Source organism: Bacillus vallismortis, assembly GCF_004116955.1.
In the GTDB taxonomy this organism is placed as follows: Bacteria; Bacillota; Bacilli; order Bacillales; family Bacillaceae; genus Bacillus; species Bacillus vallismortis.
The window spans coordinates 2166165-2189195 of the sequence record NZ_CP026362.1 but is presented as its reverse complement, the minus strand read 5'-3'; the positions used below and the strand labels follow the sequence as shown (position 1 = coordinate 2189195).

Annotated in this window: 27 protein-coding genes and 1 pseudogene; all 28 read left to right on the top strand. The window is 45.4% G+C overall.

Annotation, left to right across the window (positions count from 1 at the left end; translation table 11 throughout):
* Window positions 1-61: 61 nt before the first annotated feature.
* The 28 genes and pseudogenes from BV11031_RS11810 to BV11031_RS11675 all read left to right on the top strand — a co-directional run bounded on the left by BV11031_RS11810 (window position 62) and on the right by BV11031_RS11675 (window position 22989).
* Window positions 62-412 (top strand): XkdD/Y8K6 family phage-associated protein, encoded by a 351-nt coding sequence (locus BV11031_RS11810; protein WP_010330403.1) that lies wholly within the window; start codon window positions 62-64, stop codon window positions 410-412.
* Window positions 409-615, top strand: coding sequence for an XtrA/YqaO family protein (locus BV11031_RS11805; protein WP_010330404.1), 207 nt, complete (start codon window positions 409-411; stop codon window positions 613-615). The genes BV11031_RS11810 and BV11031_RS11805 overlap by 4 nt, the downstream gene beginning before the upstream one ends.
* A gap of 114 nt (window positions 616-729) precedes the next feature.
* Entirely contained in the window at window positions 730-1239 is a 510-nt protein-coding gene (locus BV11031_RS11800; RefSeq protein WP_010330405.1) for a sigma-70 family RNA polymerase sigma factor, read from the top strand.
* 117 nt (window positions 1240-1356) lie between these two features.
* The gene (gene xtmA / locus BV11031_RS11795; protein ID WP_010330406.1) at window positions 1357-2154 is read left to right on the top strand and encodes a phage terminase small subunit; all 798 of its coding nucleotides are present in this window, start codon (window positions 1357-1359) and stop codon (window positions 2152-2154) included.
* Window positions 2151-3452 carry a PBSX family phage terminase large subunit gene (locus tag BV11031_RS11790; RefSeq protein WP_010330407.1) on the top strand — a complete coding sequence of 434 codons (1302 nt, stop codon included), beginning with the start codon at window positions 2151-2153 and terminating at the stop codon, window positions 3450-3452. Before xtmA ends, BV11031_RS11790 begins: the two co-directional genes overlap by 4 nt.
* Before the next feature lie 3 nt (window positions 3453-3455).
* Complete coding sequence (locus tag BV11031_RS11785; protein WP_026014527.1) at window positions 3456-4943, top strand: phage portal protein; 1488 nt, start codon at window positions 3456-3458, stop codon at window positions 4941-4943.
* Window positions 4944-4962: 19 nt separating this feature from the next.
* Window positions 4963-5790 (top strand): XkdF-like putative serine protease domain-containing protein, encoded by an 828-nt coding sequence (locus BV11031_RS11780; protein ID WP_010330409.1) that lies wholly within the window; start codon window positions 4963-4965, stop codon window positions 5788-5790.
* Window positions 5791-5812: 22 nt separating this feature from the next.
* Window positions 5813-6751 (top strand): annotated as a pseudogene (locus tag BV11031_RS11775) (phage major capsid protein); the annotation flags it as partial.
* A gap of 21 nt (window positions 6752-6772) precedes the next feature.
* Window positions 6773-7156 carry a protein YqbG gene (gene yqbG, locus BV11031_RS11770; protein ID WP_010330411.1) on the top strand — a complete coding sequence of 128 codons (384 nt, stop codon included), beginning with the start codon at window positions 6773-6775 and terminating at the stop codon, window positions 7154-7156.
* On the top strand, window positions 7153-7509 hold the full coding sequence (locus BV11031_RS11765; protein ID WP_010330412.1) for a YqbH/XkdH family protein: 357 nt from the start codon (window positions 7153-7155) through the stop codon (window positions 7507-7509). The genes yqbG and BV11031_RS11765 overlap by 4 nt, the downstream gene beginning before the upstream one ends.
* The gene (locus BV11031_RS11760; protein ID WP_010330414.1) at window positions 7506-7991 is read left to right on the top strand and encodes an HK97 gp10 family phage protein; all 486 of its coding nucleotides are present in this window, start codon (window positions 7506-7508) and stop codon (window positions 7989-7991) included. Before BV11031_RS11765 ends, BV11031_RS11760 begins: the two co-directional genes overlap by 4 nt.
* Window positions 7992-8003: 12 nt before the next feature.
* Complete coding sequence (locus BV11031_RS11755; protein WP_010330415.1) at window positions 8004-8444, top strand: phage tail terminator family protein; 441 nt, start codon at window positions 8004-8006, stop codon at window positions 8442-8444.
* Between the two features lie 3 nt (window positions 8445-8447).
* Entirely contained in the window at window positions 8448-8666 is a 219-nt protein-coding gene (locus BV11031_RS11750; protein WP_010330416.1) for a YqzN/YkzM domain-containing protein, read from the top strand.
* Window positions 8663-10063 (top strand): phage tail sheath family protein, encoded by a 1401-nt coding sequence (locus tag BV11031_RS11745; protein ID WP_010330417.1) that lies wholly within the window; start codon window positions 8663-8665, stop codon window positions 10061-10063. Before BV11031_RS11750 ends, BV11031_RS11745 begins: the two co-directional genes overlap by 4 nt.
* 1 nt (window position 10064) lies before the next feature.
* Window positions 10065-10508, top strand: a complete 444-nt coding sequence (locus tag BV11031_RS11740; protein WP_003220592.1) for a phage tail tube protein — start codon at window positions 10065-10067, stop codon at window positions 10506-10508.
* An 87-nt stretch (window positions 10509-10595) separates the two neighbouring features.
* Window positions 10596-11042 carry a phage tail assembly chaperone gene (locus BV11031_RS11735; protein WP_010330418.1) on the top strand — a complete coding sequence of 149 codons (447 nt, stop codon included), beginning with the start codon at window positions 10596-10598 and terminating at the stop codon, window positions 11040-11042.
* A gap of 41 nt (window positions 11043-11083) precedes the next feature.
* Complete coding sequence (locus BV11031_RS11730; RefSeq protein ID WP_082246371.1) at window positions 11084-11224, top strand: hypothetical protein; 141 nt, start codon at window positions 11084-11086, stop codon at window positions 11222-11224.
* On the top strand, window positions 11225-16159 hold the full coding sequence (locus tag BV11031_RS11725) for a transglycosylase SLT domain-containing protein (protein ID WP_010330420.1): 4935 nt from the start codon (window positions 11225-11227) through the stop codon (window positions 16157-16159).
* On the top strand, window positions 16152-16811 hold the full coding sequence (locus BV11031_RS11720; RefSeq protein ID WP_010330421.1) for a LysM peptidoglycan-binding domain-containing protein: 660 nt from the start codon (window positions 16152-16154) through the stop codon (window positions 16809-16811). Before BV11031_RS11725 ends, BV11031_RS11720 begins: the two co-directional genes overlap by 8 nt.
* 15 nt (window positions 16812-16826) lie before the next feature.
* Entirely contained in the window at window positions 16827-17804 is a 978-nt protein-coding gene (locus tag BV11031_RS11715) for an XkdQ/YqbQ family protein (RefSeq protein WP_010330422.1), read from the top strand.
* Window positions 17804-18070 (top strand): DUF2577 family protein, encoded by a 267-nt coding sequence (locus BV11031_RS11710; protein ID WP_010330423.1) that lies wholly within the window; start codon window positions 17804-17806, stop codon window positions 18068-18070. Before BV11031_RS11715 ends, BV11031_RS11710 begins: the two co-directional genes overlap by 1 nt.
* 58 nt (window positions 18071-18128) lie before the next feature.
* Window positions 18129-18554, top strand: a complete 426-nt coding sequence (locus BV11031_RS11705) for a DUF2634 domain-containing protein (RefSeq protein WP_010330424.1) — start codon at window positions 18129-18131, stop codon at window positions 18552-18554.
* Window positions 18547-19593: a baseplate J/gp47 family protein gene (locus BV11031_RS11700; RefSeq protein WP_010330425.1), complete on the top strand. Its 1047-nt coding sequence runs from the start codon at window positions 18547-18549 to the stop codon at window positions 19591-19593. Before BV11031_RS11705 ends, BV11031_RS11700 begins: the two co-directional genes overlap by 8 nt.
* Window positions 19577-20155 (top strand): YmfQ family protein, encoded by a 579-nt coding sequence (locus BV11031_RS11695; protein ID WP_010330426.1) that lies wholly within the window; start codon window positions 19577-19579, stop codon window positions 20153-20155. The genes BV11031_RS11700 and BV11031_RS11695 overlap by 17 nt, the downstream gene beginning before the upstream one ends.
* Entirely contained in the window at window positions 20152-20424 is a 273-nt protein-coding gene (locus BV11031_RS11690; RefSeq protein ID WP_010330427.1) for a hypothetical protein, read from the top strand. Before BV11031_RS11695 ends, BV11031_RS11690 begins: the two co-directional genes overlap by 4 nt.
* 2 nt (window positions 20425-20426) lie before the next feature.
* A complete protein-coding gene (locus tag BV11031_RS11685) occupies window positions 20427-22484 on the top strand; it encodes a hypothetical protein (protein WP_026014528.1) in 2058 nt (685 codons plus the stop codon).
* Window positions 22485-22498: 14 nt separating this feature from the next.
* Entirely contained in the window at window positions 22499-22828 is a 330-nt protein-coding gene (locus tag BV11031_RS11680; protein ID WP_010330428.1) for an XkdW family protein, read from the top strand.
* The gene (locus BV11031_RS11675; RefSeq protein WP_010330429.1) at window positions 22825-22989 is read left to right on the top strand and encodes an XkdX family protein; all 165 of its coding nucleotides are present in this window, start codon (window positions 22825-22827) and stop codon (window positions 22987-22989) included. The genes BV11031_RS11680 and BV11031_RS11675 overlap by 4 nt, the downstream gene beginning before the upstream one ends.
* Window positions 22990-23031: the final 42 nt, after the last annotated feature.

Below are 23031 nucleotides of genomic sequence, written 5' to 3'. Positions count from 1 at the left end.
TGCTGTTTCGGGCGAAGCAAACGGAAAAAAACATTGAACAATGGTATAAGGATGACGGGAAGTGAAGGTATTGGAAAAAACAAAACAGGCAGAGAAAAGCCCCGCACCGTGGCGTGCCGTCCCGTGCGGGGATACAAAACCGATCTATATTTATTCAGCTTACAGTGAAGAAGAAAAAGAAAGATTCCCCTATTCAAACGGGAGGCTGATTGCTGCTGTATTTGACCTCAGCTCATATTCGCAAAACATGAATGCCGCTTTAATGGCGGCTGCGCCAGAACTGCTGGAAGCGTCTCAAGCAGCTCTTGATTTTCTGAAAGGGAATTCTATTCATTCAAAAGAGCGCATCATTCAGCTATTAGAAAAAGCCAACACAAGCGCAGAACCGCCAAAAGGAGGAAAAGAAACATGATCGATCCTAAAAAACTAGTCAATATCAATTCCATCACGCTGGAGAGCCAGCTGGAGGAGGGAAAAATCCATGTGATTATTGTGGACGGCGTCAAACGGGAAGCATGGATTGCGGAAGCGCCGGAGCATGGAAAAACGCTCGTTGAAACGAGAAAGGGAGACCTTGCCCGCGTGGAATTTGAAATCGGCTATAAATTAAATTAAAGCGAAAAAAGAATACGTCCAAGACGGAAAGCCTGCGGACACTGATCAACTTGCACAGCATTTGTGCGTTGATTGGTGTCCGTTTTTTTTGTCCAAAATAAGGAGGATCATAGAATGCAAGACTTACTATTTGAATATAAACGCACGCTTAAACAGACGAGAACTCAATATAAACCCTTCGCGGAAGCAGATGAATCCATGCTCTCAGCTGAAGAGCTGAAGGATAAAAAAATCATCCGAAACATGATTACCGATCTGGAATATGTAACAGAATGGCTTGAAAAAGGAAGACAGCCCGGCATCAGACGGGCGATTGACCGGCGTGATGCGTACCAGCGGCTGATGATCAAGGATCCGAGAATCATCGAATCATTTTCCAGCGCTATGATGGTTGAGCCGGACGGACAGGTATCAGAAGAAGACAGAGAGAGAATCCAAGAAGCGTTATCCCTGTTAACGGACAGGGAAAAAGAAATATTTTTGCTGCATAAGGTAGAATGCTTTTCTTATGAACGGATTGCTGATCTTCTCGGCGTGAAAAAATCGACTGTGCAAACGACCATTAAACGGGCGATCGTCAAGATGCAAAGACAGCAGGAAGAAATGAATCAATCGCTTGCCTGAACGCTTGTCATACGTTTGCCACCTATAAGTGAATAGAGCATGACACATAAGCGGCTGGCAGGATCAGCCGCTTTTATGAATAGACATCCATGCCGGAGGTGGCGGTGATGCCGTAGCATGAAAACACAACAGCGCGAACAAGCATTAGCAATCTATCAACAACATCAAGGAAAGATCACAAATCAAGCGATCGCGGAGACAATCGGCGTTTCCGCGAAAACAATCGGCATCTGGAAAAAACAAGACAAATGGAAAGAGGCCTTGTTTTCTGAAGCCAGAAACGAACAAAAACAGCGCCGGATAGATAGTGATGAATTAAATGAACGGCAGCGGCTGTTTTGCCTGTATTACGTCAAAAGCTTCAATGCCACACAGTCGGCAATCAAAGCGGGCTATTCTCCGGACAGCGCCCATGTGACGGGCAGCCGGCTGTTAAAGAATGAAAAGGTCGCTGCTGAAATCAGGCGCATTAAAAAAGAAATGGTCAATGAAATGTTTATTGAAGCGATGGACGTGCTGCAGGTTTACATCAAAATCGCGTTTGCGGATATAACGGACTATGTGACTTTCGGAAAAAAAGAGGTCCAGGCAATCGGGAAATCGGGGCCGCTGTTTGATGAAGATGATAATCCGATTATGAAGGAAATCAGCTATGTCGATGTCAAAGATTCCGGGCTTGTGGACGGCACCATTGTAACGGAAGCGAAGCTCGGCAAAGAAGGCATCGCCATCAAGCTCGCCGATAAAATGAAGGCGCTCGAGAAGCTGTCCTTATATTTCGATTTGTTTCCGGATCAATTGAAACAAAAAATTGAAAACGAGAAATTAAAGCTTGCCAAACAAAAAGCGGAGAGAACAGATGACAGCCAAGCGCCGATTGAAATCATGATCAAACGAAAAGAGGGCAACCCATGATTGTAAAAGAAATCAACCCTCATTTCGAAGATTACGTGTTCAATTGGGAGCAGACGTACCAGTTTCTCGTCGGCGGCTACGGCTCATCCAAAAGCTATCATACCGCATTGAAAATCGTATTAAAGCTGCTGAAGGAAAAACGGACGGCTCTTGTCATCCGTGAAGTGTTCGATACCCATCGGGATTCAACCTACTCCTTGTTTCAAGAGGTGGTCGAAGAGCTCGGCCTCACAAAGGCTGTGGCACCTCTTTCTTCCCCGCTGCAGCTTCGTTTTCAAAACGGCAGCCGGATCATGTTCAAAGGAATGGACAATCCGGCGAAATTAAAATCAGTTCATAACATTTCTTTAATATGGATTGAAGAATGCTCAGAGGTGAAGTACGAAGGCTTTAAGGAATTAATCGGTCGTCTGCGCCACCCTGAGCTGAAGCTACACATGATCTGCACCACCAATCCCGTCGGCACCTCCAATTGGACGTACCGGCATTTTTTTCGGGATGAGCGCAATAAACGGTTTGTGCTGGATGACAGCGAGCTTTACGAAAAGCGGACGATTGTGAAGGGAGATACGTATTATCATCATTCCACGGCAAACGACAATCTCTTTCTTCCGAAAAGCTATGTGAAACAGCTTGACGGACTCAAGGCGTATGATCCTGACTTATACCGGATTGCCCGTAAAGGACGATTCGGCGTCAATGGGATCAGGGTGCTGCCGCAGTTCGAGGTGCTTCCGCATGATCAAGTAAAAGAACGCATCGAAGCCATCGGCCAGCCGATTTTTCGGACAGGCATGGATTTTGGGTTTGAGGAATCCTACAATGCCGTCATCCGGCTCGCTGTCGATCCTGAGAAAAAACACCTCTACATTTATTGGGAGTATTATCGAAACAAAATGACAGATGACAGGACGGCTGAGGAGCTGCGTGAGTTTATTGATACGCAGGAATTGATTAAAGCCGACGCTGCTGAACCGAAAAGCATCCAATATTTCCGTCAGCAGGGCTTTCGAATGGTCGGAGCCAGAAAGTTTCCCGGCTCAAGGCTTCAATACACAAAAAAAGTGAAACGATTCAAAAAGATCTTCTGTTCGGACCGCTGTGAAAATGTGATCTATGAGCTCAAGACGCTGACGTATGCCAAAGACAAAAACGGCGCGCTGATAGAGGATGAATTCACGATTGACCCGCATACGCTGTCTGCCATTTGGTATGCGCTTGATGACTATGAGGTGGCTGATATGAAAGAGACAGGACACAAACGGATCCGGCCGAACCGTGAAAGGAGGAGGTCATAAATGATGCACAATCAAACAGTCAGAGCGACTGTGTTCAAATCCAATTCCGCCGCTCCTCAGACAAAGCAAATCTATGAAGATGACTTTTCTGAGCTGTACGGAGACGATATTATCGCACCGCCTTACAATATGATCGAGCTCAAAAGCATTGCTGAGTACTCGACGATTCTCCAGCAATGCATTGATGCGTACAAAGTCAATATTACAGGTTTTGGATTCGATGTTGAGTACACATTTGATGTCAACGCGAGTGATGTCGATCAAACGAAAAAGAAAAAAGCGGAACAAGAATGGGCCAGACTCGAAGCCTTTTATAAATGCCTTCACTTTGACGAATCAGCTGAAATGATTTTGGGCTATGCCATCGAAGACAGAGAAAAAACAGGCAACGGGTTTATGGAAGTGCTGCGTGACGGGATGGGAAAACCGGCTGGCATTGAATATTTAGATGTGAAGCATATGCGAGTATGCGGAGCCGGTGAACCAGTCGAGGTTTCATTTGTATACGAAGAAAACGGGAAAGTGAAGAGGATCAAAAGGCAAAAACGCTTCCGAAAATATGTGCAGATGATCAATGGAGAGAAAGTGTTTTTCAAGGAATACGGCGATCCGCGAAAAATGGACATGCGAACGGGTGAATATGTAAACACATTGGCAGAGAAGCATCAAGCGAATGAAGCGATTCACCTCAAAATCGGAAGCGGTGTATACGGGGTGCCCCGCTGGGTCGGCAATATCGTTAATTTATACGGGGCGCGAAAAGCCGAAGAGCTCAATTTTATGTATTTTAAACAGGGCCGTCACGTACCCGCCGCCATCACAGTGGAAAACGGGATGCTGTCGGAAGCTTCTTATCGGGAACTGCAAGAGTACATGAATGATCTTGAAGGCGTGGAAAATGCCCATAAATTCCTCCTTATTGAAGCGGAGGGAATCGCGAAAGAGAAGGACCTGCACGGGGGAGAGGATATTACGCCGGTTTCTGTTGAAATCAAATCACTCGCGGAAATTCTCCAAAACGACGCCTTGTTTCTTGAATACGATGAAAAAAGCAGAAATAAGCTGCGCTCGGCGTTCCGCCTCCCGCCGTTGTATACAGGCGAGGCCCAGGAATACAACCGGGCGACAGCCGATACCGCCAGAAAAATTACGGAGGAGCAGGTCTTTCAGCCGGAGCGAAAAACGCTCGTGAATAAACTGAACACACTGCTTTTGCCGGAGCTGAATATTCATGACGTCAGGCTGACATTAAAAGGACCGGACTTTCGTGATCCGCTTGAGATTGCGAAAGTGCTCGGTCCTTTTATTACAGCGGGAGCGGTCTCGCCGAATGATTTACGCGATCTTGCCGGACGGGTGCTTGGCAAAACGCTGGAGGAGTGGCCCGAAGAAATGTATAAACGGCCTGCAGGACAGGATGCGGAAAAAACAAACCTGGCTGCGCTCATGCAGGGGCTGAAAGAAAGCATCGATGAGATCAAAACGTCCTGAAGGGAGGTGAATCAAGCAGGTGGCGCGGGAATTAAAAAATGCCAAAATCAGCTTTGTCAGCTATGTGGACAAGGCGGCTAACCAAACAGAATTTTTCTTTACGAAGTCAGCGGGACCTCCGTCATTTGAAAAAAAGGTTCGGCTGTTTACAAAAAGTGAGCAGGACGAACAAAAGCTCGTGTACGGAATCGTGTACGAGCCTGATGTTCCTGACGCCCACGGCGATTTTATGACCGCCGAGGAAATTGAAAAAGCAGCCCACGGATTTCTCGCGGAGGCACGGGAGATTGACATCAATCACAGTTTTGAGGGCGGAACCGGCGTCGTGGTCGAGTCATATGTGGCGCCCGATGATTTTATGATCGGGTCAAAGCAGATTGCAAAAGGCTCGTGGGTGCTCGTAACAAGAGCGTCTGACGAGGTGTGGGAACAGATCAAGGCTGGAATCATTACCGGCTACAGCATGGCGGGCACTGCTGATGTGTATGAGGAAGAACCGGTTGAAAAAGCGGGATTCTTCAGTGTATTCAAGCAGATGCTGGCTGACAAAACAGGGAAGGAGACTGAAGAAATGAGAAAAGAAGACATGAAAGAATCATTCGAGCATGCGCTGTACCCTCTGCTCAAACGGCTTGAACGAATTGAAAAAAATACAAATATGGAGGAAAAGCCGGAGCAGACGGGTGATGACGAGCGTTTGAAAACACTCGTTGAGGACATGATCGCCCCGGTGATCGAACGCATCGAGGCGTTGGAAAAAGCGCGAGGCACGTCTAAACAGACAGCGGACGATGCGGGCGGCAATACAGAGCAAGTGAAAAAATCAATCTGGAGCGGACTGCTGTAAAACCAGTCAAAGAGGAGGAAATCAATTGAGAAATCAAGAGATCATTCGGAAAGCGGAAATGTCGCTTTCTGCTTTAAAAAGCGGCGGGCTTATGAATCCTGCGCAAGCATCGGCTTTCATCCGCATGGTGCAAAACACGCCGACCATTTTCAGTGAATCCCGCGTGATTCAAATGGAAAATGACTCGCAAAAATTTGAGAAAATCGGCTTTGGCCAGCGTATTCTGCGGGCGGCTCAAGAAGGAAAAGCACTGTCAAACGACGAGCTGACTGTTCCAACGACCAGCACTGTCCAGCTGAACGCGAAGGAAGTCATTGCGGAAATCAACATTACGTATGACACACTCGAAAACAATATTGAAAAAGACGGCCTGCAGCAAACCATTATGCAAATTTTAGCAGAGCGCGCAGCAGTTGATATTGAAGAGCTGATTGTAAACGGCGATACAGCATCAGCTGATCCGTATTTGGCACAGCTGGACGGCATCCGTAAACAAGCGGTGTCCCATATCGTGGACATGAACGGTGAGGAACTGTCCAGAGCGACATTCAAGAAAGGCTTAAAGGCTGTTCCGCCGAAATATTTGCGCATTCCTCAGGACTTCAGATTCTATACGTCTCACGGCTTAGAAGTTGAATGGAAGGACCGTGTGGCAGACCGCCAGACAAACCTTGGGGACCAGGCTGTTCAGGGCGGCTTGTCAACAGCATTCGGCATCCCGGTTAAAGGGGTATCCAATATGCAGCCGTACACAGTCGGTGAGGGAGACGCGCAATATGACGCTTCCGATATCATTCTCACACATCCGAAAAATATCATTCTCGGCTTCTCCCGCAATATCCGTATTGAAGTCGACAAAGACATCCGCGCCCGTAAATTCGTTATCGTCTTAACAGCCAAGCTGGACAGCAAGTTCGAGGAAGAGGATGCCTGCGCGAAATTAATTAACGTAAAAGAATAATAGAAACGGGGTGGTCAGCTCATGCTCATTGAACCGACTGACGTAGCCTCCTATTCGGTCTTTGATCGAGTGAAAAACAGGCCGGAAGAACTGCTGGCACAGGATATCATCGAGGCGGAAGCGGAAGCGGCCCTCATCACGGGCCACCGCTTTGAAGACAGCGTTTATGACCCGCTGCCCGACAAGGCGAAATTGGCTTTGCTGAAACTAGCCCAGTATTTTGCGCTTGTAAACAGCGATGAATCAGCCTCATCAAGCTATCAGTCTGAAAAAATGGGGGATTATTCTTACACGATGTCCGGAGACGGAGGCATTCAGCGGCCAGAGGTGTATCATTTGCTCGAAGCGTTTATCACGCCTGGCTACTTTCCCGAGTCCTCCAGACTGAAGGTGAGGTCTTTATGAGCTATCAGCACATGCTCATTCACCGCTGCGACATTTATCATGAAGCAACAAAAGCGCCGTCTGCAGGCCGATTCGGAATTCCGGCCGATAAGCTGCAGCCGGTGATTTCCTATCCGGACATACCCGATGAACAAGGTGTTCCTTGCTATTTTACCGAAAAAACGCAGCAGCTGATTCAGGAAGAACCGGATCAAACTGTATACCATAGCTTTCTCGTCCATTTTCCGTTGTCAGCGGACATCCGCGTGAACGATAAAATCATTTGGGAGAATCATCAATATATACTAAAGCTGCCGAAAAGGATCAGACATCATCATTGGGAAGTCATCGCGGTTAGGGATGAAAGCCTATGAAAATAGCGGGGCTGAAACAGCTAAATACATCATTAAAAAAAGCGGCATCAGGCGGCTTTTCACATCAGGCGTCCCGCTGGCTTGAGGAGTGCGGGCAAGATTTTCTGGAAATCGTTCAATCTGAACTGATCAGCACACAAACGATTGATACAGAAAAACTGCTCAGCTCCTTTCAAAAAGGCGCGGAGGACAATCTCTGGATTGCGCAAAGCGGAGGGCTTTCGCTTGAGGTGGGGACACAGCTTGATTACGCTTCATTTCTGAATGACGGCCATTGGACGTCACAAGAAAATGTCAGATGGGTGCCGGGGCATTTTCAAGGTGCGCGGTTTATTTATGATCCCGCCGCTTCCACGGGAATGGCACTCAAGAAAAAATGGATTCCGGGCACAAGCTACTGGGACCATGCGCTGCTTTTATATGAACAGCTGTTTGAAACATCGCTGGAAAGCAAATGGCGCCAGTGGCTGAAGAAGCTGTAAAGGAGGAGCAGGATGAACAGCGAAACAGGATCGATCATGGCGTTTTTATACAGCCAGTGGTCTGTTCCCATATATGAACGAGAGCTGCCTGATCAGTTTCAGGTGCCGTCGTTATACGTCCCATCGCCATCTGTTTTCGAGGAAACAGATACGGTCTCCACATTTAAAAAAACCTACAGTCTCAATGTGAAGCTGTTTCATCATGACTCCGTTCAGGCGCTGGATGAAGCGGACAGGCTCGCGGATGCCATCCGAGAGGCGAGAAACATGGTTCCGCTGCTCAATGAATCCGGTGAGAAGACGCGGGATATGGTTCGCATTACCCGAATCGAGACTAGGGTAGGAGACAGGGGCGAGGCGGTCATGGTGATCAGGTGGAGCAGCCGATATTATTATCACAAATCAGAACAGCCTGTCTTACAGGATATCGACATGAACAGCGGGGTGAAATAAGCGGTGGCAAAGAACAAACAACAGAAGAAGGCTGTACATACAGAGAGCCGGGAAGCTCTTTTTGATACAGCGGATTTGATTAAGCACGCGAAGGAGCTGTTCGGCGTTAAGCCGGATATCCTTCAGGGGGCTTTATTTGGCGTGGATCAAACACGTATGACGAAATCAGAAGCCAATCGATTGATTCAAACATTTCTAACCAAGGAGGTCATGTCATCATGAATGGCGGAACATTTACAACAGGCAAAGAAAAAGAACGTGCAGGCATTTATTTTAACTTTAAAACGACAGCACAGGAGCGGGTGTCACTCGGTGAGCGGGGAACTGTCGCGCTTCCAGTCGCATCAAGCTGGGGCGAAGCGAAAACGTTCGTTTCCATTTCCAGTGTTGAGGACCTAAACAAAAAAGTGGGCCTCAGCATTGATGATCCGTCCTTATTGCTTTTGCGTGAAGCGAAGAAAAATGCACAAACGGTATTGATGTACCGTTTAACCGAAGGTGTCCGAGCGTCTGCTAATATTGCTGAAGGCGTCAAAGCGACAGCTGTATATGGCGGTTCAAAAGGCAATGACATTATCATCCGCATCAACCCAAATGTGCTGGATGCTGCTTCTTTTGATGTGACAACGTATATGGATGAATCAGAGGTTGATAAGCAGACGGTCAAAAAGGCTGAAGAATTAACAGCTAACGGCTATGTCACCTTTACTGGAACAGGCGATCTTTCTTCGACCATTCCGCTCACTGGTTCAGAAGGAGATACTTCAGCTGAGACACTGAATGCATCTGCGGGAATCCGTTTATCCGGCGGTACGGATAAGGCCCCTGTCAACTCCGACTATACAGATTTCTTAGCCGCGGCTGAAACGGAGAGCTTTGATGTGATTGTGCTGCCTGTTGCGGAAGGTGATCAGCTGAAGGCGACGTTTGCCGCTTTCATTAAGCGCCTGCGCGACGGCCAAGGACAAAAAGTGCAAGGGGTCACAGCCAATTATGCCGGTGACTATGAAGGCATCATCAACGTAACAGAAGGTGTGCTGTTGGAGGATGGCACGGAAGTTCCGCCGGACAAAGCAACGGCTTGGGTAGCTGGAGCAAGCGCAGGAGCTACCTTTAACCAATCACTGACATTTGTAGAGTATGAAGGCGCTGTTGATGTGTTACACCGCCTTGACCACGATGCGATTGTTGAACGTCTGGGCAAAGGCGAATTTTTATTCACATTCGATGCCCGCGATAAATCCGTGAGCGTAGAAAAAGACATTAACTCACTCGTCACATTTACAGCCGAGAAAAACAAAAAGTTTGCGAAAAATAAAATTGTTCGAGTTCTGGACGCTGTAAATAATGATTTGACTCGCGAGCTGAAAACTTTAATCAAATCACGAAAAGGCAGCGGAAGCGATATTCCGGCGTCTGAAGACGGGCTTCAGTATGTGAAAACGATGATCACGCAATACATGACAACTCTTCAGGATGCGGGCGGCATCACCGGCTTTGATTCTGATGAAGATATCACCATTTCCATGAATGAAGACCGTGACGGCTTCTTGATCGACTTGGCTGTACAGCCTGTCGACGCGGCAGAAAAATTCTACTTTAATGTGGAGGTAAACTAATATGGCATTAAAAGCGCAAAACACAATTTCAGGAAAAGAAGGCCGCTTATTTCTCGATGGCGAAGAAATGGCGCACATCAAAACATTTGAAGCAAATGTCGAGAAAAACAAGTCTGAAGTAAACATTATGGGCCGCCGCATGACCGGCCATAAAACAACAGGGGCAAACGGAACAGGAACAGCGACGTTCTATAAAGTCACATCAAAATTCGTGATCCTGATGATGGACTACGTCAAAAAAGGCAGTGATCCTTACTTTACGCTGCAAGCTGTGCTGGATGATAAGTCCTCCGGAAGAGGCACGGAAAGAGTCACGCTTTACGACGTCAACTTTGACTCAGCGAAAATCGCAAGCCTTGATGTCGATTCAGAAGCATTAGAGGAAGAAGTTCCATTTACATTCGAGGACTTCGACGTGCCTGAAAAGCTTTCTGACACGTTTTAATGAGAGCTGAACAAGCCGTACAGGCCTTTCTCAGAAAGGCCTGTTTTTACATGATGAAATCAATTAAAAGATAAGGGAGTTTTTTACATGAGCGAGAAGAACGAAAACGTATATGATCTTTCCTTTTTTATGCCGGGGAAAACAATTGAAGCTGAGGAAATCAAAGTGCCGATCTCAAAGCGTTTTGTTGATAAAAAAGGGAACATCGTGCCATTTGTTTTTAAAGCGATCACGACAGAGCGCATTGATGAATTGGAGAAAGAAACAACAACGTATAAAAATGTCAAAGGCAGAGGCCGTGTAAAAGACTTAGACAGCCAGCGCTTTTATGCCCGAATCGCAGTGGAATCAACCGTTTATCCTGACTTCCGCTCAAAAGATCTTCGAGAAGCATACAAAACGGCCGACCCGGTAGAAGTTGCGAAACGCGTCCTGTCCGTCGGGGGCGAATACGCAAACTGGTTAAACAAAGCGATTGAGATTAATGGCTTCGAAGATGAATTAGAAGACCTGGAAGAAGAAGCAAAAAACTAATCAAAGATGGACATAAAGAAGCCGTGTATCTCTACTATGCGATGCACGAGCTTCATTATTCTCCATCTGATTTATTAGAACTGCATGAAGCGCCGCGCAATTTTAAGGCGCTGTTGTATGGGCTGATCGGTTATAAGCTGGATCTTCTTGAAAAACAAGCAAAGAAAGGAGGGGCATCGTAATTGGCAAAGCTGACAGCAAGATTTGAGATGGAAGACCGTGTAAGCAAAAAGTTAAGAAAGATACAAAATGGATTTAGAGCGCTTGAAAAGTATAGAAAAGTAACGCAGCGAAATAGGGCTATCGATATACGAAAAGAGAGCAAAAGTGTGTTAAGGACAATTGACCGCATACAAAAATCATTAAAGAAAAAGCTTGGCGCCCAAATGATTTCCATTTCGGCTGAGGATGATGCCAGCACTGTCATTCAGAAGGTTCAAACTCAATTGCAGGGATTGCCGGCATCGGTATCTATTAAAATTGGCGCCAATGACCGAGCAACAGCAAAGTTTGAACGATTAAGAGAGCTCGTTGCGGGATTTAAAGGATTTACGATCATGCTGAGTGCAGAAGACCAAATTTCGCCGGCTGTTCAAAAAATACAGCGTTATATGCAAAACGCACTTCAAAGTGGCTACTCTGTTACGATACGCGTGATTGATCACGTCATGAAAACAGTCGGTCGCATTTCAGCAGGTATTGATGCCTTAACAGGAAAAGACAACAAATTGGAGCTGGCTATTAATGACAAGGTATCAGGTAAGCTGGATTCCTTGCAGAAAAGAATTGACAGCATGGGAAGAAGCTCAGATTCACCCGACAAAGCAGCTCCTTCAACCGGAGGAAATGCCGGTGGTATTGCAAGCATGTTTGATCCAGAACCGATTTTGACAGCACTGGACAAATTTGCTGCATCATTCATGGAAAAAGTGGATGACATCGCCACAAAATTCAGCCCGGAAACAATCTTAACAGAGCTGGATAAATTTACAACATCGTTCATGAATAAGGTGGATGCGATTGCGACAAAATTCAGCCCGGAAACAATGTTAACTCAGCTGGACAAGTTCACAACATCATTCATGAGTAAAGTGGATGCAATCGCAACAAAGTTCAGTCCGGAGACAATTGTGGCACAACTGGATAAGTTCACAACATCATTTATGGGAAAAGTGGATGCAATTGCGACAAGGTTCAGCCCAGAAACGATTCTGTCCCAGCTGGATAAGTTTACAACATCGTTGATGAGTAAGGTGGATGCAATCGCAACAAAGTTCAGTCCGGAGACAATTGTGGCACAACTGGATAAGTTCACAACATCATTTATGGGAAAAGTGGATGCAATCGCAACGAAGTTCAGTCCGGAGACAATTCTAGCACAACTGGATAAGTTCACAACATCGTTCATGAGTAAGGTTGATGCGATTGCGACAAAGTTCAGTCCGGAAACGATTCTAAAACAGCTGGATAAGTTTACAGGCTCTTTTATGAAGAAAGTAGATGCAATCGCAAGTAAATTCAGTCCTGAAGCCATTTTTAAACAGCTAGATAAGTTTACAGGCTCATTTATGAAAAAAGTAGACGAAATCGCAAGCAAATTCAGCCCAGAAGCCATTTTTAAGCAGCTGGATAAGTTTACAGGCTCATTTATGAAAAAAGTAGACGAAATCGCAAGTAAATTCAGTCCTGAAGCCATTTTTAAGCAGCTGGACAAATTTACAGAGTCCTTTATGAAAAAGGTGGACGATGTCGTAAGTAAATTCAGCCCGGAAACGATTTTTAATGAATTGGACAAATTTACAGAGTCCTTTATGAAAAAAGTGGATGATATCGTGAGCAAATTTAGTCCCGATGCCATTATCACGAAAGCAGAAGACTTTGTAACGAATATCATTGACAAAATCTCGGATAAATTTAATTTTCTGAACCCGGATAAAATCGCCAATAAAGCGGAAAAGTTTGTTGATAACATTGTCTCCAAAATCGCGAAAAAATTTGAGAAATTCAGCCCTGATAAAATTATTGAAAAAGCGGGAGAGTTTTTTGAAAAGATTATAAAAGGCATTGCTGAAAAACTGGGGAATTTGGATTTTGGTGGTCTGCTTGGGGGAAAATCCAACGGAAGCAAAGGGAAACAAAAAGCACCAAAAGCCAATACAAAGAACGCAACTTCTAACAACTCAAACCGCACGAAAAAACCTTCTATGAACAAAAAAGCGTCGGGCTCTAAATCGAAGAAGTCAGGCGGAAAATGGGGCAGGGCTTGCGGATGCTGCTGTGCCGGAATCAGTACAGGCAAAAGCAAAAAAGTCAAAAACAGAAACGGTTCATCAACGAAAGGCAATAAAACAAATTCTGTGAATACACCGAAATCCGCAAAAGCAGCTAAAGGCGCGTCCGGTAAAGGTTTTTCAGGTCTTCTGAAATCATTGGGAGGTTCAAAAGGTTTGAAGGGGGGACTGAAGGGCTTAAAAGGAGCCGCGAAAGGAATCCCAGGATTAGGCGAAATCTTGTCTCTTACTGACTTAGCCGGAATCAATAAGGATAATGCCGGTGAAAAAGTAGGTTCAGCCGGCGGAGGTCTAGCAGGAGCAGCAGCCGGAGCGGCAATTGGAAGTGTTGTTCCGGGAGTCGGGACAGTGATTGGCGGTGCAATAGGAGGAATTGCAGGATCTTTCGGCGGAGAAAGTTTAGGTAAGGCAATTGATGCTGGCGCTCTAAATGATACATGGAACAGCATTACAGAGGGGGCACAAAGTGCATGGTCAGCCATTCAGGATACTTGGGGAACTGTATCAACATGGTTTATGGATAATGTCTGGACGCCAGTATCATCAGCAGTTGTGGGCGTAGCTACAAGCATATGGTCAAACATTGTAAACGCATGGACAACGATACAAACCATTTTCAGTACCGTATCCACATGGTTTATGGACAATGTCTGGACACCTGTGTCATCGGCGGTTGTCGGTGTGGCTACAGCCATTTGGTCTAAAATTATAGGTGCATGGACGACGATTAAAAATGTGTTCAGTGCAGTTGCATCCTGGTTTATGAGCAATGTGTGGGGGCCAGTAAAATCCGCTGTTATCGGAGCGGCAACCACAATCTGGGATAAAATGACTGGTGCATGGAATAAGATTAAGAGTGTTTTCAGTACAGTATCGGGATGGTTCATGAATACAGTTTGGAACCCGGTCAAAAATACAGTCTCAGATGTAGGCAAGGGAATTTCTGACGCTTTCCAAAAAGCAATAGATACCGTCAAGAAGATATGGAAGGGTCTGAGCGGCTGGTTTAAAAAGAATATCCAAGAACCTCTTGCAAAGGTTGGAGAAGCCATCTCAGATGCTTTTTCTAAAGCGTTCGGCTGGGTGAAGAAAATTTGGGATAAAGCTGGCGGCGTAGCTAGTAAAGTGATCAATTTTGTAACCGGCGGCGGAGATCCGGATAAAGGTAAGGATCCGGATAAAAATGCCACAGGCGGTTACATCACCAAACCAACCATCTCATGGATCGGTGAAGCCGGCAAGGAATTCGTTATCCCTGTTGATAACAACCGAGGCCGTGGCAAAATGCTTCTTTCACAAGCGGCGTCTAAACTCGGTATGCAAGTCGTAGACGACATGGGAGCCGCTTCGTCTTCTGGTGGAAGTTCGGTATCTGTCTCGGGAAGAGCAGCTGCCAGCCCGTTATCAGGATCAACTTCTCCATCAATGGACACTGCAAATCTTACAGGCCAAGCGTCCGCACTCGGACAGCAATTTTCAGAAGGCATTGGCAAAGGCATCAGCAAAGAGCCGGTCAATATGGAAGACTGGAAAAAGAAAAACATCAATACGCCATTTACACAAATGATTTCTGCTTCACCCAATTACGGTAAACAAATGGTAAGCGGGTATGCCAAGGGTCAAAACGGCACTGCAACCGGTACAGACGGCTATTTGCAGACGAAAGTCAAAACACCATTCCAGAACACTGTGAATAAATCCTCTTCATGGGGAACTGGTACGATCAAAGGGTTTGCTTCGGGTCAAAATAGTTCACAAACTGGCACTGATCAGTACGTGAATACTCATGTGAATAAACCGTTTGTCCGTTCGAAGGAATCCTCAAACGGCTGGGGCAGCGGCATGATCGGGAATTTTGTTTCAGGTATGACTTCTAAGGCAAGTGACGTTCATGAAGCTGCCAAGGAACTCGCGAAAAAAGTTGAAAAGGCATTCCGTGAAGAGCTAGATATTCATTCGCCTTCTCGAGTTATGATGAGTCTCGGTCGCTTTGCCTCTGTAGGTGTTGTAAAAGGTCTGGATTCTGTCGATGTGAAAAAATATGCTGAAAAGCAAGCTGGATCACTGGCGGCTGCTTATTCCGGAATGGGTGCAGTAGGCGGAAATGTGAAGCAGTGGCTTATGGCTGCAATGATGGCCACAAAAACACCATTAAGCTGGCTTTCAGGATTAATGACGATTGCACAGTATGAATCAGGGGGCAATCCTAACTCTATTAACCTTTGGGATAGTAACGCGAAGGCAGGGAATCCATCGCAAGGTCTGATGCAGACAGTTCCGACCACATTCAATGCTCATAAAGCACCGGGTATGGGTAACATTAAAAATCCGATTCACAACGCTGCTGCCGCTATAGGATATATCAAAAGCAGATACGGTTCAATTGACAATGTACCTGGTATTAAAAGCTTGAAACGTGGCGGTCCGTACGTCGGTTATGCCAACGGCGGACTGATTACAAAAGAGCAAATCGCCCGTGTCGGTGAAGGAAACAAGCGGGAATGGATCATTCCTGAGGAGCGGGGCATCCGCGGCCGCTACCTCCTTCAGAAAGCGGCGCAAGCACTGGGAATGGAAGTGACAGATCCATCTCAATCCCAGCAGCCTGAGCTTTCTTCAGGCCAAGTTTCAGCCGTTACCTCTGGAACCCGGCAAACGATCCAAACGGCCGGAACGAAAGAAATTAAGATTGAGTTTAACGGCGATCAGCATTTCCATAATGGACAGGACGCTGACAGCCTAGTAGCGAAAATTAAGCAGGCATTGCTTGATGAGTTACAAAAAGACATAAACACCGGAACAAAGGGGGTCGTAGCTTTTGACTAAGTCTGTTTATGAATTTTGGATATCACAGGGGAAGGAAAAGCTGCGGTTTCCTGTTCTTCCCGAAGCAATTGATATAGCAAATAGTGTACAGAATGACTCAGTAAAGATTACAGGTCTGGGAGAACTAACGTTTATTGAAGAACCTGGAGCGAAAGAAATTTCATTTTCTTCTTTTTTTCCAAAAAAGTATACACCGATAGCTGAATATCAAAATTTACCGTCTCCTGAGAATGCCATTGCGAAAATTGAAAAATGGATGAAGGCTAAAAAGCCTGTCCAATTTTTAATTACGGGAACAAAAATCAATATGACATGCAGCATTGAAAGCCTTAAATACAGTGAAGGGGACAAAGAGATAGGAGATAGGGATTTTGATATCGTCCTGAAAGAATACAAAACCGCTTCCCCCCGAAAAATCAAGCAGAAGAAAAAAACTAAGGCAAAACGCCCGTCGAAGGCGTCTCCCAAAACCTACACCGTAAAAAAGGGAGATACGCTGTGGGACATTGCCGGCAGGTTTTATGGGAAGAGCACGCAATGGCGCAAAATTTGGAACGCCAATAAAACTGCAATGATCAAACGGAGCAAACGGAACATCAGGCAGCCGGGGCACTGGATTTTTCCCGGCCAAAAATTAAAGATACCGCAATGAAACAGGTGATGTGTGATGATAGAACTGTTTGTCATTAAAGACACAGAGTGGCTCGAGCTAGTGGCAGAAAGCGTATCGCTGGAAGGCCACCGTTATCAGGCGCCTCGCTCTATAGAAGCGACCATCGTCATCAAACAGGGCGGCCAGACGTATTACAGCGTTACTGAGGGTGATACGGTCTTGTTTAAGTGGAAGGGAAAAGAGCTTTTTCGCGGCATTGTTTTTGCAAGAACACCGGACGAGCATACGCTTGCTTTTAGCGCGTATGATATGCTTCAATACTTGGTCAAAAATAAGGACGTGTACGTGTTCTCCAATCAGCGAGCCGACCAGATGATCAGGAGGATCGCCAATGATTTTCAAATACCGACAACCTCGATTGCGAACACAGGCCATACGATCAAAAGCCTCGTCATAAAAAATGATACGACCTTATATGACATCATATTGAAAGCGTTGAAACAGACGAAAAGCCAGACAGGGCGACATTATCAGCTGTATTCGGAAAAAGGAAAGCTCGGCTTGCGCGCTTGGCCAGATCCGTCGGAAGTATGGGTGCTGGAAACGGGTGTCAATATCACGGGCTACCAGTACAGCACTTCCATAAACGACACTGCTACACGGGTGGTGCTCCGCCGGCAGAAGGACAATAAGACGTATAAAGCGTCTGCCAAGGACAGTTCAGGCGTAAACAAATACGGTGTGCTTCAATATACAGAAACGGTCACAGATGACATCAACAAGGCTCAGCTGCAGCAGCGGGCAGATGTGCGCCTTGCTGAAAAAAAGGGCGTCAAAAAAGAGCTGAAAAATATACAGGCGGTCGGCATTCCGGAAGTAAGGAGCGGTTTGCCTGTCTATATATCCATTCCGGAGGCCGGGATCAAGAAAACCTACTGGGTAGATACGGACCGGCACGAATTTAAAGGAACGAAACATACGATGACCATTGATGTTGTCGAAAAGAATACCATGCCGGAAGGAGTGTCCTGATGAGATTAAGTGAGGCGATTAAACATTTGGCCGTCGGTGCAGTTGACGCTGAGTCTCCGGTGGAGCTGCTTCCGGCTGAGGTGGTTTCGGTTTCTCCTGTTGAAATCAAATTAAAAGAAAACAGCAAACTGATCATACCGGCTGACGCTCTCATCATCCCAAAACGGATGAAGTCCGGAGAAGATGATGCACTCGAGCCGGGGGATCGCGTCATGACCGCGGCTCTGACTGGCGGTCAATCGTTTTTTATTTTAGATAAAGTATAGACAAACCGCTTCCATACGAAGGGGTTTTTATTTAGCTTGTCATAAAGGAGTGGGCGGCATGGCCCTGACACCAGAAATGGAGTTTGAGGATTTTGAGGATGAAAGTGACGTCATTGAAACCTCGCAAACATACAAAATAGATTTTGTAAACGGAAGAATTACAAATGAACTGATTACCGGGCTTGAAGCGATCAGACAATTCGTGTATATCGCCTTACAAACAGAACGCTATTCGTATTCGGTGTACAGCCATAATGTCGGAAATGAGCTTCAGGACGTGCTGACAGACCATGAAACGACAGATGCCTATAAAAAAATGGAGATTCCGAGGCTAATTGAAGAGGCACTGGTTTATGACGACCGGATATCTGCTGTAACAAATTTTGAGATAGAAAAACAAGGTGATGCGTTTCATGTTTCCTTTGTGGTGGAGACAGATGAAGGGGCGCTTGAGATTGAGGAGGTGATTGGTGCAGATGTTTGAGGAGCAGACTTTTGAAAATATTATGGAACGCATGCTGAACAGCATTTCCGCAGATATTGACACAAGAGAAGGAAGCGTTATCTATAATGCGTTAGCTCCGGCGGCAGCCGAGCTTGCGAAGTCGTATATATGGCTGGACACCGTGCTCGAGCTGGTCTTTTCTGATACCGCCCAAGGCGAATTTTTAGACCGGCGCGCAGCGGAAGCGGGGATTGAACGGACAGCCGCGACAAAGGCGGTCAGAGCGGGAGAGTTTACGTCTGGCGTTACCATTCCTGTGGGCTCCCGCTTTTATGTGGATCATCTTTATTTTCAATATACGGCAGATGGAACGCTCATCTGTGAAACACCTGGTGAAGCGGGAAACGCCAATCTGACTGGACGCAATTTATTGTCGCTGGATACCATTCCCGGATTAGAGACAGCCATTGTTAAAGAAATCCTAATCCCGGGTCGAGAGGAAGAAGGAGACGACAGCCTAAGAGAACGGTATTTTACAAGAGTTCGGCGCGAGGCTGTCAGCGCTAACAAAATGCACTATAAAGAGTGGGCTGAAGAGGTGGACGGTATTGGGAAAGCAAAGATCTTTCCGCTTTGGAAGGGAGAGGGCACGGTCAAAATCGTCGTCACGAATGTGAATCTTGAGCCCGCTTCCGATATCTTGATACAAAAAGTGAAAGATTATATTGATCCTGAACCGGGACAGGGTGAGGGACAGGCGCCAATTGGAGCCTATGTCACAGTCGAAAGCGCGGTCTGGAAGGAAGTTGAGATTTCTGCCGAAGTGCTGCCTGAGATCAATCACTCAATTGAAGAAGTAAAGTCGGAAATCAAAGAGGGGGTTTTAAACCTCTTTAAGAAAATGGCGTTTGAAGAGAACGTCATCCGCCTTTCTCAAATTAACAATATCGTCTATAATTCACCGTCAGTCAGTGATTATTCCAATATTAAAATCAATGGAACCTCGGAAAATCTCGTGCTGAGCGACGTGGAAATTCCGAAGCTTGGGCAGGTGAACATCATTGAGCAAACAAGATGACATGACAGCGTATCTGCCGCCGTTTCTCACCAGCCTGAAAGAAATGGCTGAGCTGTTGAAAGCGGAGGCGCCTGAGTTTGATCAACAGAATCACAGCATCTTTGATCTGACTGATCAGCTATTTGTGCCGACAGCGACATGGGGGCTCAGCCGCTGGGAAAAGATTTTAAACGTCCCGCGGGAATCAGGCGATACGGATGAGATCAGGCGACTGCGTCTCATTTCAAAAATGTCGAACATTCCGCCAATCACCTACAAGGCCATTGAGCAGGCGGTGAATCGTTTCTTGAAGAACCCCTCTGCACAGGTCCGCCTGCTGCCCGGCGAATACCGATTTAATGTGGATATCAATGTTGATGACCTTCAGCACATGAATGAGCTGATTGAAGCGATAGAAAACATGAAGCCCGCTCATTTGGCGTATACGCTCAGAGGCGGATTGAACGAGACGCTACAAATCAAAGACACAGTCATCCTGAATAACCGCAGATACCGAACAGCCAGTGAGCTGAAGGTCGGTTATTCGGTCACCCTTAACAACAATGAGGTGGTTTTAACTTGATTTCAACCATATACAGAGAACGTACAGCGGCAGATTTAAAAAGCAGAATTGATCACGTGCTGCTGAACGGACAAAAAACAGAAATAGTAGAACTCACCATTGACGGAGCGACAGTCACCGTTCTGACAAAACGTGAGGAAGACATCAAACATATCGAAACGGTGCAAATTTTTGACGAACTGGGCAACGTGATCACAGAGAGAAAAACAGACCTGGACGTCAGCGAAAACAGAACACTCGATTTCAGATTTACTTTTGAGGTGGTGTAACCATGGCATACGAAGAAAAAACAGACTGGCTCCCGGATGATCCAATCAACGAAGATGACGTCAACCGCTGGGAAAAAGGCATAAAAGACGCCCACACAGACCTGGCAGCCCACAAAAACGACATGAACAACCCCCACAACACAACAAAGGCGCAAGTCGGGCTGGGGAATGTGGAAAACGTGCAGCAGGCGGCGAAGAAGGATTTTGACAAGCATGAGCAAGATCAGGTGCGCCATATTACATCAGCAGAACGTGGTGAATGGAATGCGAAAGAAACACCAGTTGGAGCTCAGGTTAAAGCAGCTCAAGCAGAAGCAAATGCCAAAGCCTATACAGACAGTTTTGCTGCACGGAGGGATAACCCTAACCAAGTAACAAAAGCACAAATTGGACTTGGAAATGTAGAAAATGTGAAACAAGCTTCGCAAACAGATTTTGATGCTCATGTAAGTAATACTAAGTCTCATATATCTGATAATGAAAGAAATAAATGGAATGCTGCACAACTAATTAAACTTACTGGAGATGATGGTAAAAGAACACTAATCCCAGAAAGTACTGATATCTTAACGCTACCTACTGGATTTTATTATGGGGTTGGTAAATCAGTCGTAAACAATCCGGTGGAAGGAGATGCATCTTGGTATAACTACGATATCATAGAAGGTGTTGCAGGAAGGAAAACGATAGTAGCTTATCAGAGTTGGGGAATTACAATGTGGATTGGAATGGTTCACACAAACGGTGAGTTTAGAGGCTGGAAACAAATTGCAACAACGGATATTGTGGATAAAGTACAATCTGGATTAGATATTCATAATAATGATAAAACTAATCCACATTCAGTTACTAAGCAGCAAGTGGGTCTCGGAAATGTTGAAAATGTTAAGCAGGAAACGCCTGATGGTGCGCAAAAAAAAGCTGATACTGCTTTGAACCAATCAAGAAATTATACGAACAGTACAGCCTTTATTACTAGACCATTAAATTCAATAACCGATGCGAATGATCTGAGCCTGCCGCCGGGCACTTATCGCTTAGACACTAATTACATGGTAGCTAATCCAGTTTTGCAAAATCAATTTCCGAGCAATGATAACAGAACAGGTTTACTAATTATCTATCCTTCTGCAAATAAATGGGCTACACGCCAAGATTGGTTTAGCATCTCTACGAAAACTCTTTATACGAGGGTAGCTGTTAATAGTACTGATTATTCTGATTGGTATGTGTTAGAAACATCAGAAGGTTCACAAAGTAAAGCAGATAAAGCCTTAGCTGATGCTAAAAACTATGTTGATACAAATTATACAAATCAAAATTTAACGATACTTACAGGCTCTAATGCAATTCAAGACGCAAGAACTGGAGGAAATGAATATCCCCGAGGGCTAACACTAATGGATGTTGGTCAAGGAAATACTACGGGTTATCCATTTGGTTACGGAATCGTAAAAAATGAGAAATATCATGATTATAGATTTACTCAATATTTTTATGGGACTGGAAATGAATCTGACAGTTACATTCATAGTACTGGAACATGGATACGGCACTGGTGGACTGGTTCCGGCTGGACAGCTTGGCATAAAATTTCTGGGTTTGCACATGCGAATATAGGAACTACGGGTATTCAGTATTTGGATAAAGCAGCCCATACAAAGATTCAGTTTAATCGGAAAATTAAAGACAGTCACAATGCTTTTGATACAAAAAATAGTAGATTCGTTGCTCCTAATGATGGAATGTTTTTAGTAGGAGTTGGGCTGTATATGATAAATACACCGGCATACATCAATTTTCATTTGAAACTCTATCTAAATGGATCATTGTATAAACCGGTTGACCATAAGAGAGGGGATTTTGTTGATAAGCAAAATGAAATGTACCTTGGCTTAAATGGTTATGTAACTGTTCCTATGAACAAAGGTGATTATATAGAGATCTATTGCTATTGCAACTATGGTGGTAGTGATAGAAGAGGTGTATCCGATTATAACGAGGCATACAATTTTATAAACATTCAAGAAATTGGAGGGCTTAACTATCCTACAGTATAAGTATAGGAGGAAAAATGATGATCGCAGAAGCAATCATGTATAAATATCCCAATACAGATCCAACAAAAGATTTTATCGTTCAAAATGACGGGGAAGGGTCTTATATAGCTGAATGGAACCTGCGCACCCCCATCCCAACGCAAAAAGAACTCGAATCCTGGTGGGAGGAATCACGAAAAAATCCGCCGTACGATCCGCCTAATCAGATTGAGTTTCTTGCTCAGGCATTGTCGCAGGAAAAGCTGGCTCGCAAGCAGCTTGAAGAGTTGAACAAAACATTGGGGAGCGAGCTGTCAGATATCAAGCTTTCATTACTTTCCTTGAAAGGAGATCATGCCGAATGAATTATTGGGTGCTTGCCTTGCATTTTGAGTGGGCGACAACGGAGATGGTGAGACAGGCCATCGCATATCAAGACTGTTCAATTGAGGATCTGGCAGAGGGTGTGAACAAAAAGCTGATTACTCCTGACCAGTATAAAGAAATTACCGGTAAAGCCATGTAGGCTTTTTTATTTTGCCTGTTTTTAGAACAAAAGGAGGATGAA

Excerpts from the sequence above, each read along its gene's own strand:
- BV11031_RS11805 (WP_010330404.1), top strand. The coding sequence starts at position 409 with ATGATCGATCCTAAAAAACTAGTCAATATCAATTCCATCACGCTGGAG.
- BV11031_RS11800 (WP_010330405.1), top strand. The coding sequence starts at position 730 with ATGCAAGACTTACTATTTGAATATAAACGCACGCTTAAACAGACGAGA.
- xtmA (WP_010330406.1), top strand. The coding sequence starts at position 1,357 with ATGAAAACACAACAGCGCGAACAAGCATTAGCAATCTATCAACAACAT.
- BV11031_RS11790 (WP_010330407.1), top strand. The coding sequence starts at position 2,151 with ATGATTGTAAAAGAAATCAACCCTCATTTCGAAGATTACGTGTTCAAT.
- BV11031_RS11785 (WP_026014527.1), top strand. The coding sequence starts at position 3,456 with ATGCACAATCAAACAGTCAGAGCGACTGTGTTCAAATCCAATTCCGCC.
- yqbG (WP_010330411.1), top strand. The coding sequence starts at position 6,773 with ATGCTCATTGAACCGACTGACGTAGCCTCCTATTCGGTCTTTGATCGA.
- BV11031_RS11765 (WP_010330412.1), top strand. The coding sequence starts at position 7,153 with ATGAGCTATCAGCACATGCTCATTCACCGCTGCGACATTTATCATGAA.
- BV11031_RS11760 (WP_010330414.1), top strand. The coding sequence starts at position 7,506 with ATGAAAATAGCGGGGCTGAAACAGCTAAATACATCATTAAAAAAAGCG.
- BV11031_RS11755 (WP_010330415.1), top strand. The coding sequence starts at position 8,004 with ATGAACAGCGAAACAGGATCGATCATGGCGTTTTTATACAGCCAGTGG.
- BV11031_RS11745 (WP_010330417.1), top strand. The coding sequence starts at position 8,663 with ATGAATGGCGGAACATTTACAACAGGCAAAGAAAAAGAACGTGCAGGC.
- BV11031_RS11740 (WP_003220592.1), top strand. The coding sequence starts at position 10,065 with ATGGCATTAAAAGCGCAAAACACAATTTCAGGAAAAGAAGGCCGCTTA.
- BV11031_RS11735 (WP_010330418.1), top strand. The coding sequence starts at position 10,596 with ATGAGCGAGAAGAACGAAAACGTATATGATCTTTCCTTTTTTATGCCG.
- BV11031_RS11730 (WP_082246371.1), top strand. The coding sequence starts at position 11,084 with ATGCACGAGCTTCATTATTCTCCATCTGATTTATTAGAACTGCATGAA.
- BV11031_RS11715 (WP_010330422.1), top strand. The coding sequence starts at position 16,827 with ATGATAGAACTGTTTGTCATTAAAGACACAGAGTGGCTCGAGCTAGTG.
- BV11031_RS11710 (WP_010330423.1), top strand. The coding sequence starts at position 17,804 with ATGAGATTAAGTGAGGCGATTAAACATTTGGCCGTCGGTGCAGTTGAC.
- BV11031_RS11705 (WP_010330424.1), top strand. The coding sequence starts at position 18,129 with ATGGCCCTGACACCAGAAATGGAGTTTGAGGATTTTGAGGATGAAAGT.
- BV11031_RS11700 (WP_010330425.1), top strand. The coding sequence starts at position 18,547 with ATGTTTGAGGAGCAGACTTTTGAAAATATTATGGAACGCATGCTGAAC.
- BV11031_RS11685 (WP_026014528.1), top strand. The coding sequence starts at position 20,427 with ATGGCATACGAAGAAAAAACAGACTGGCTCCCGGATGATCCAATCAAC.
- BV11031_RS11680 (WP_010330428.1), top strand. The coding sequence starts at position 22,499 with ATGATGATCGCAGAAGCAATCATGTATAAATATCCCAATACAGATCCA.
- BV11031_RS11675 (WP_010330429.1), top strand. The coding sequence starts at position 22,825 with ATGAATTATTGGGTGCTTGCCTTGCATTTTGAGTGGGCGACAACGGAG.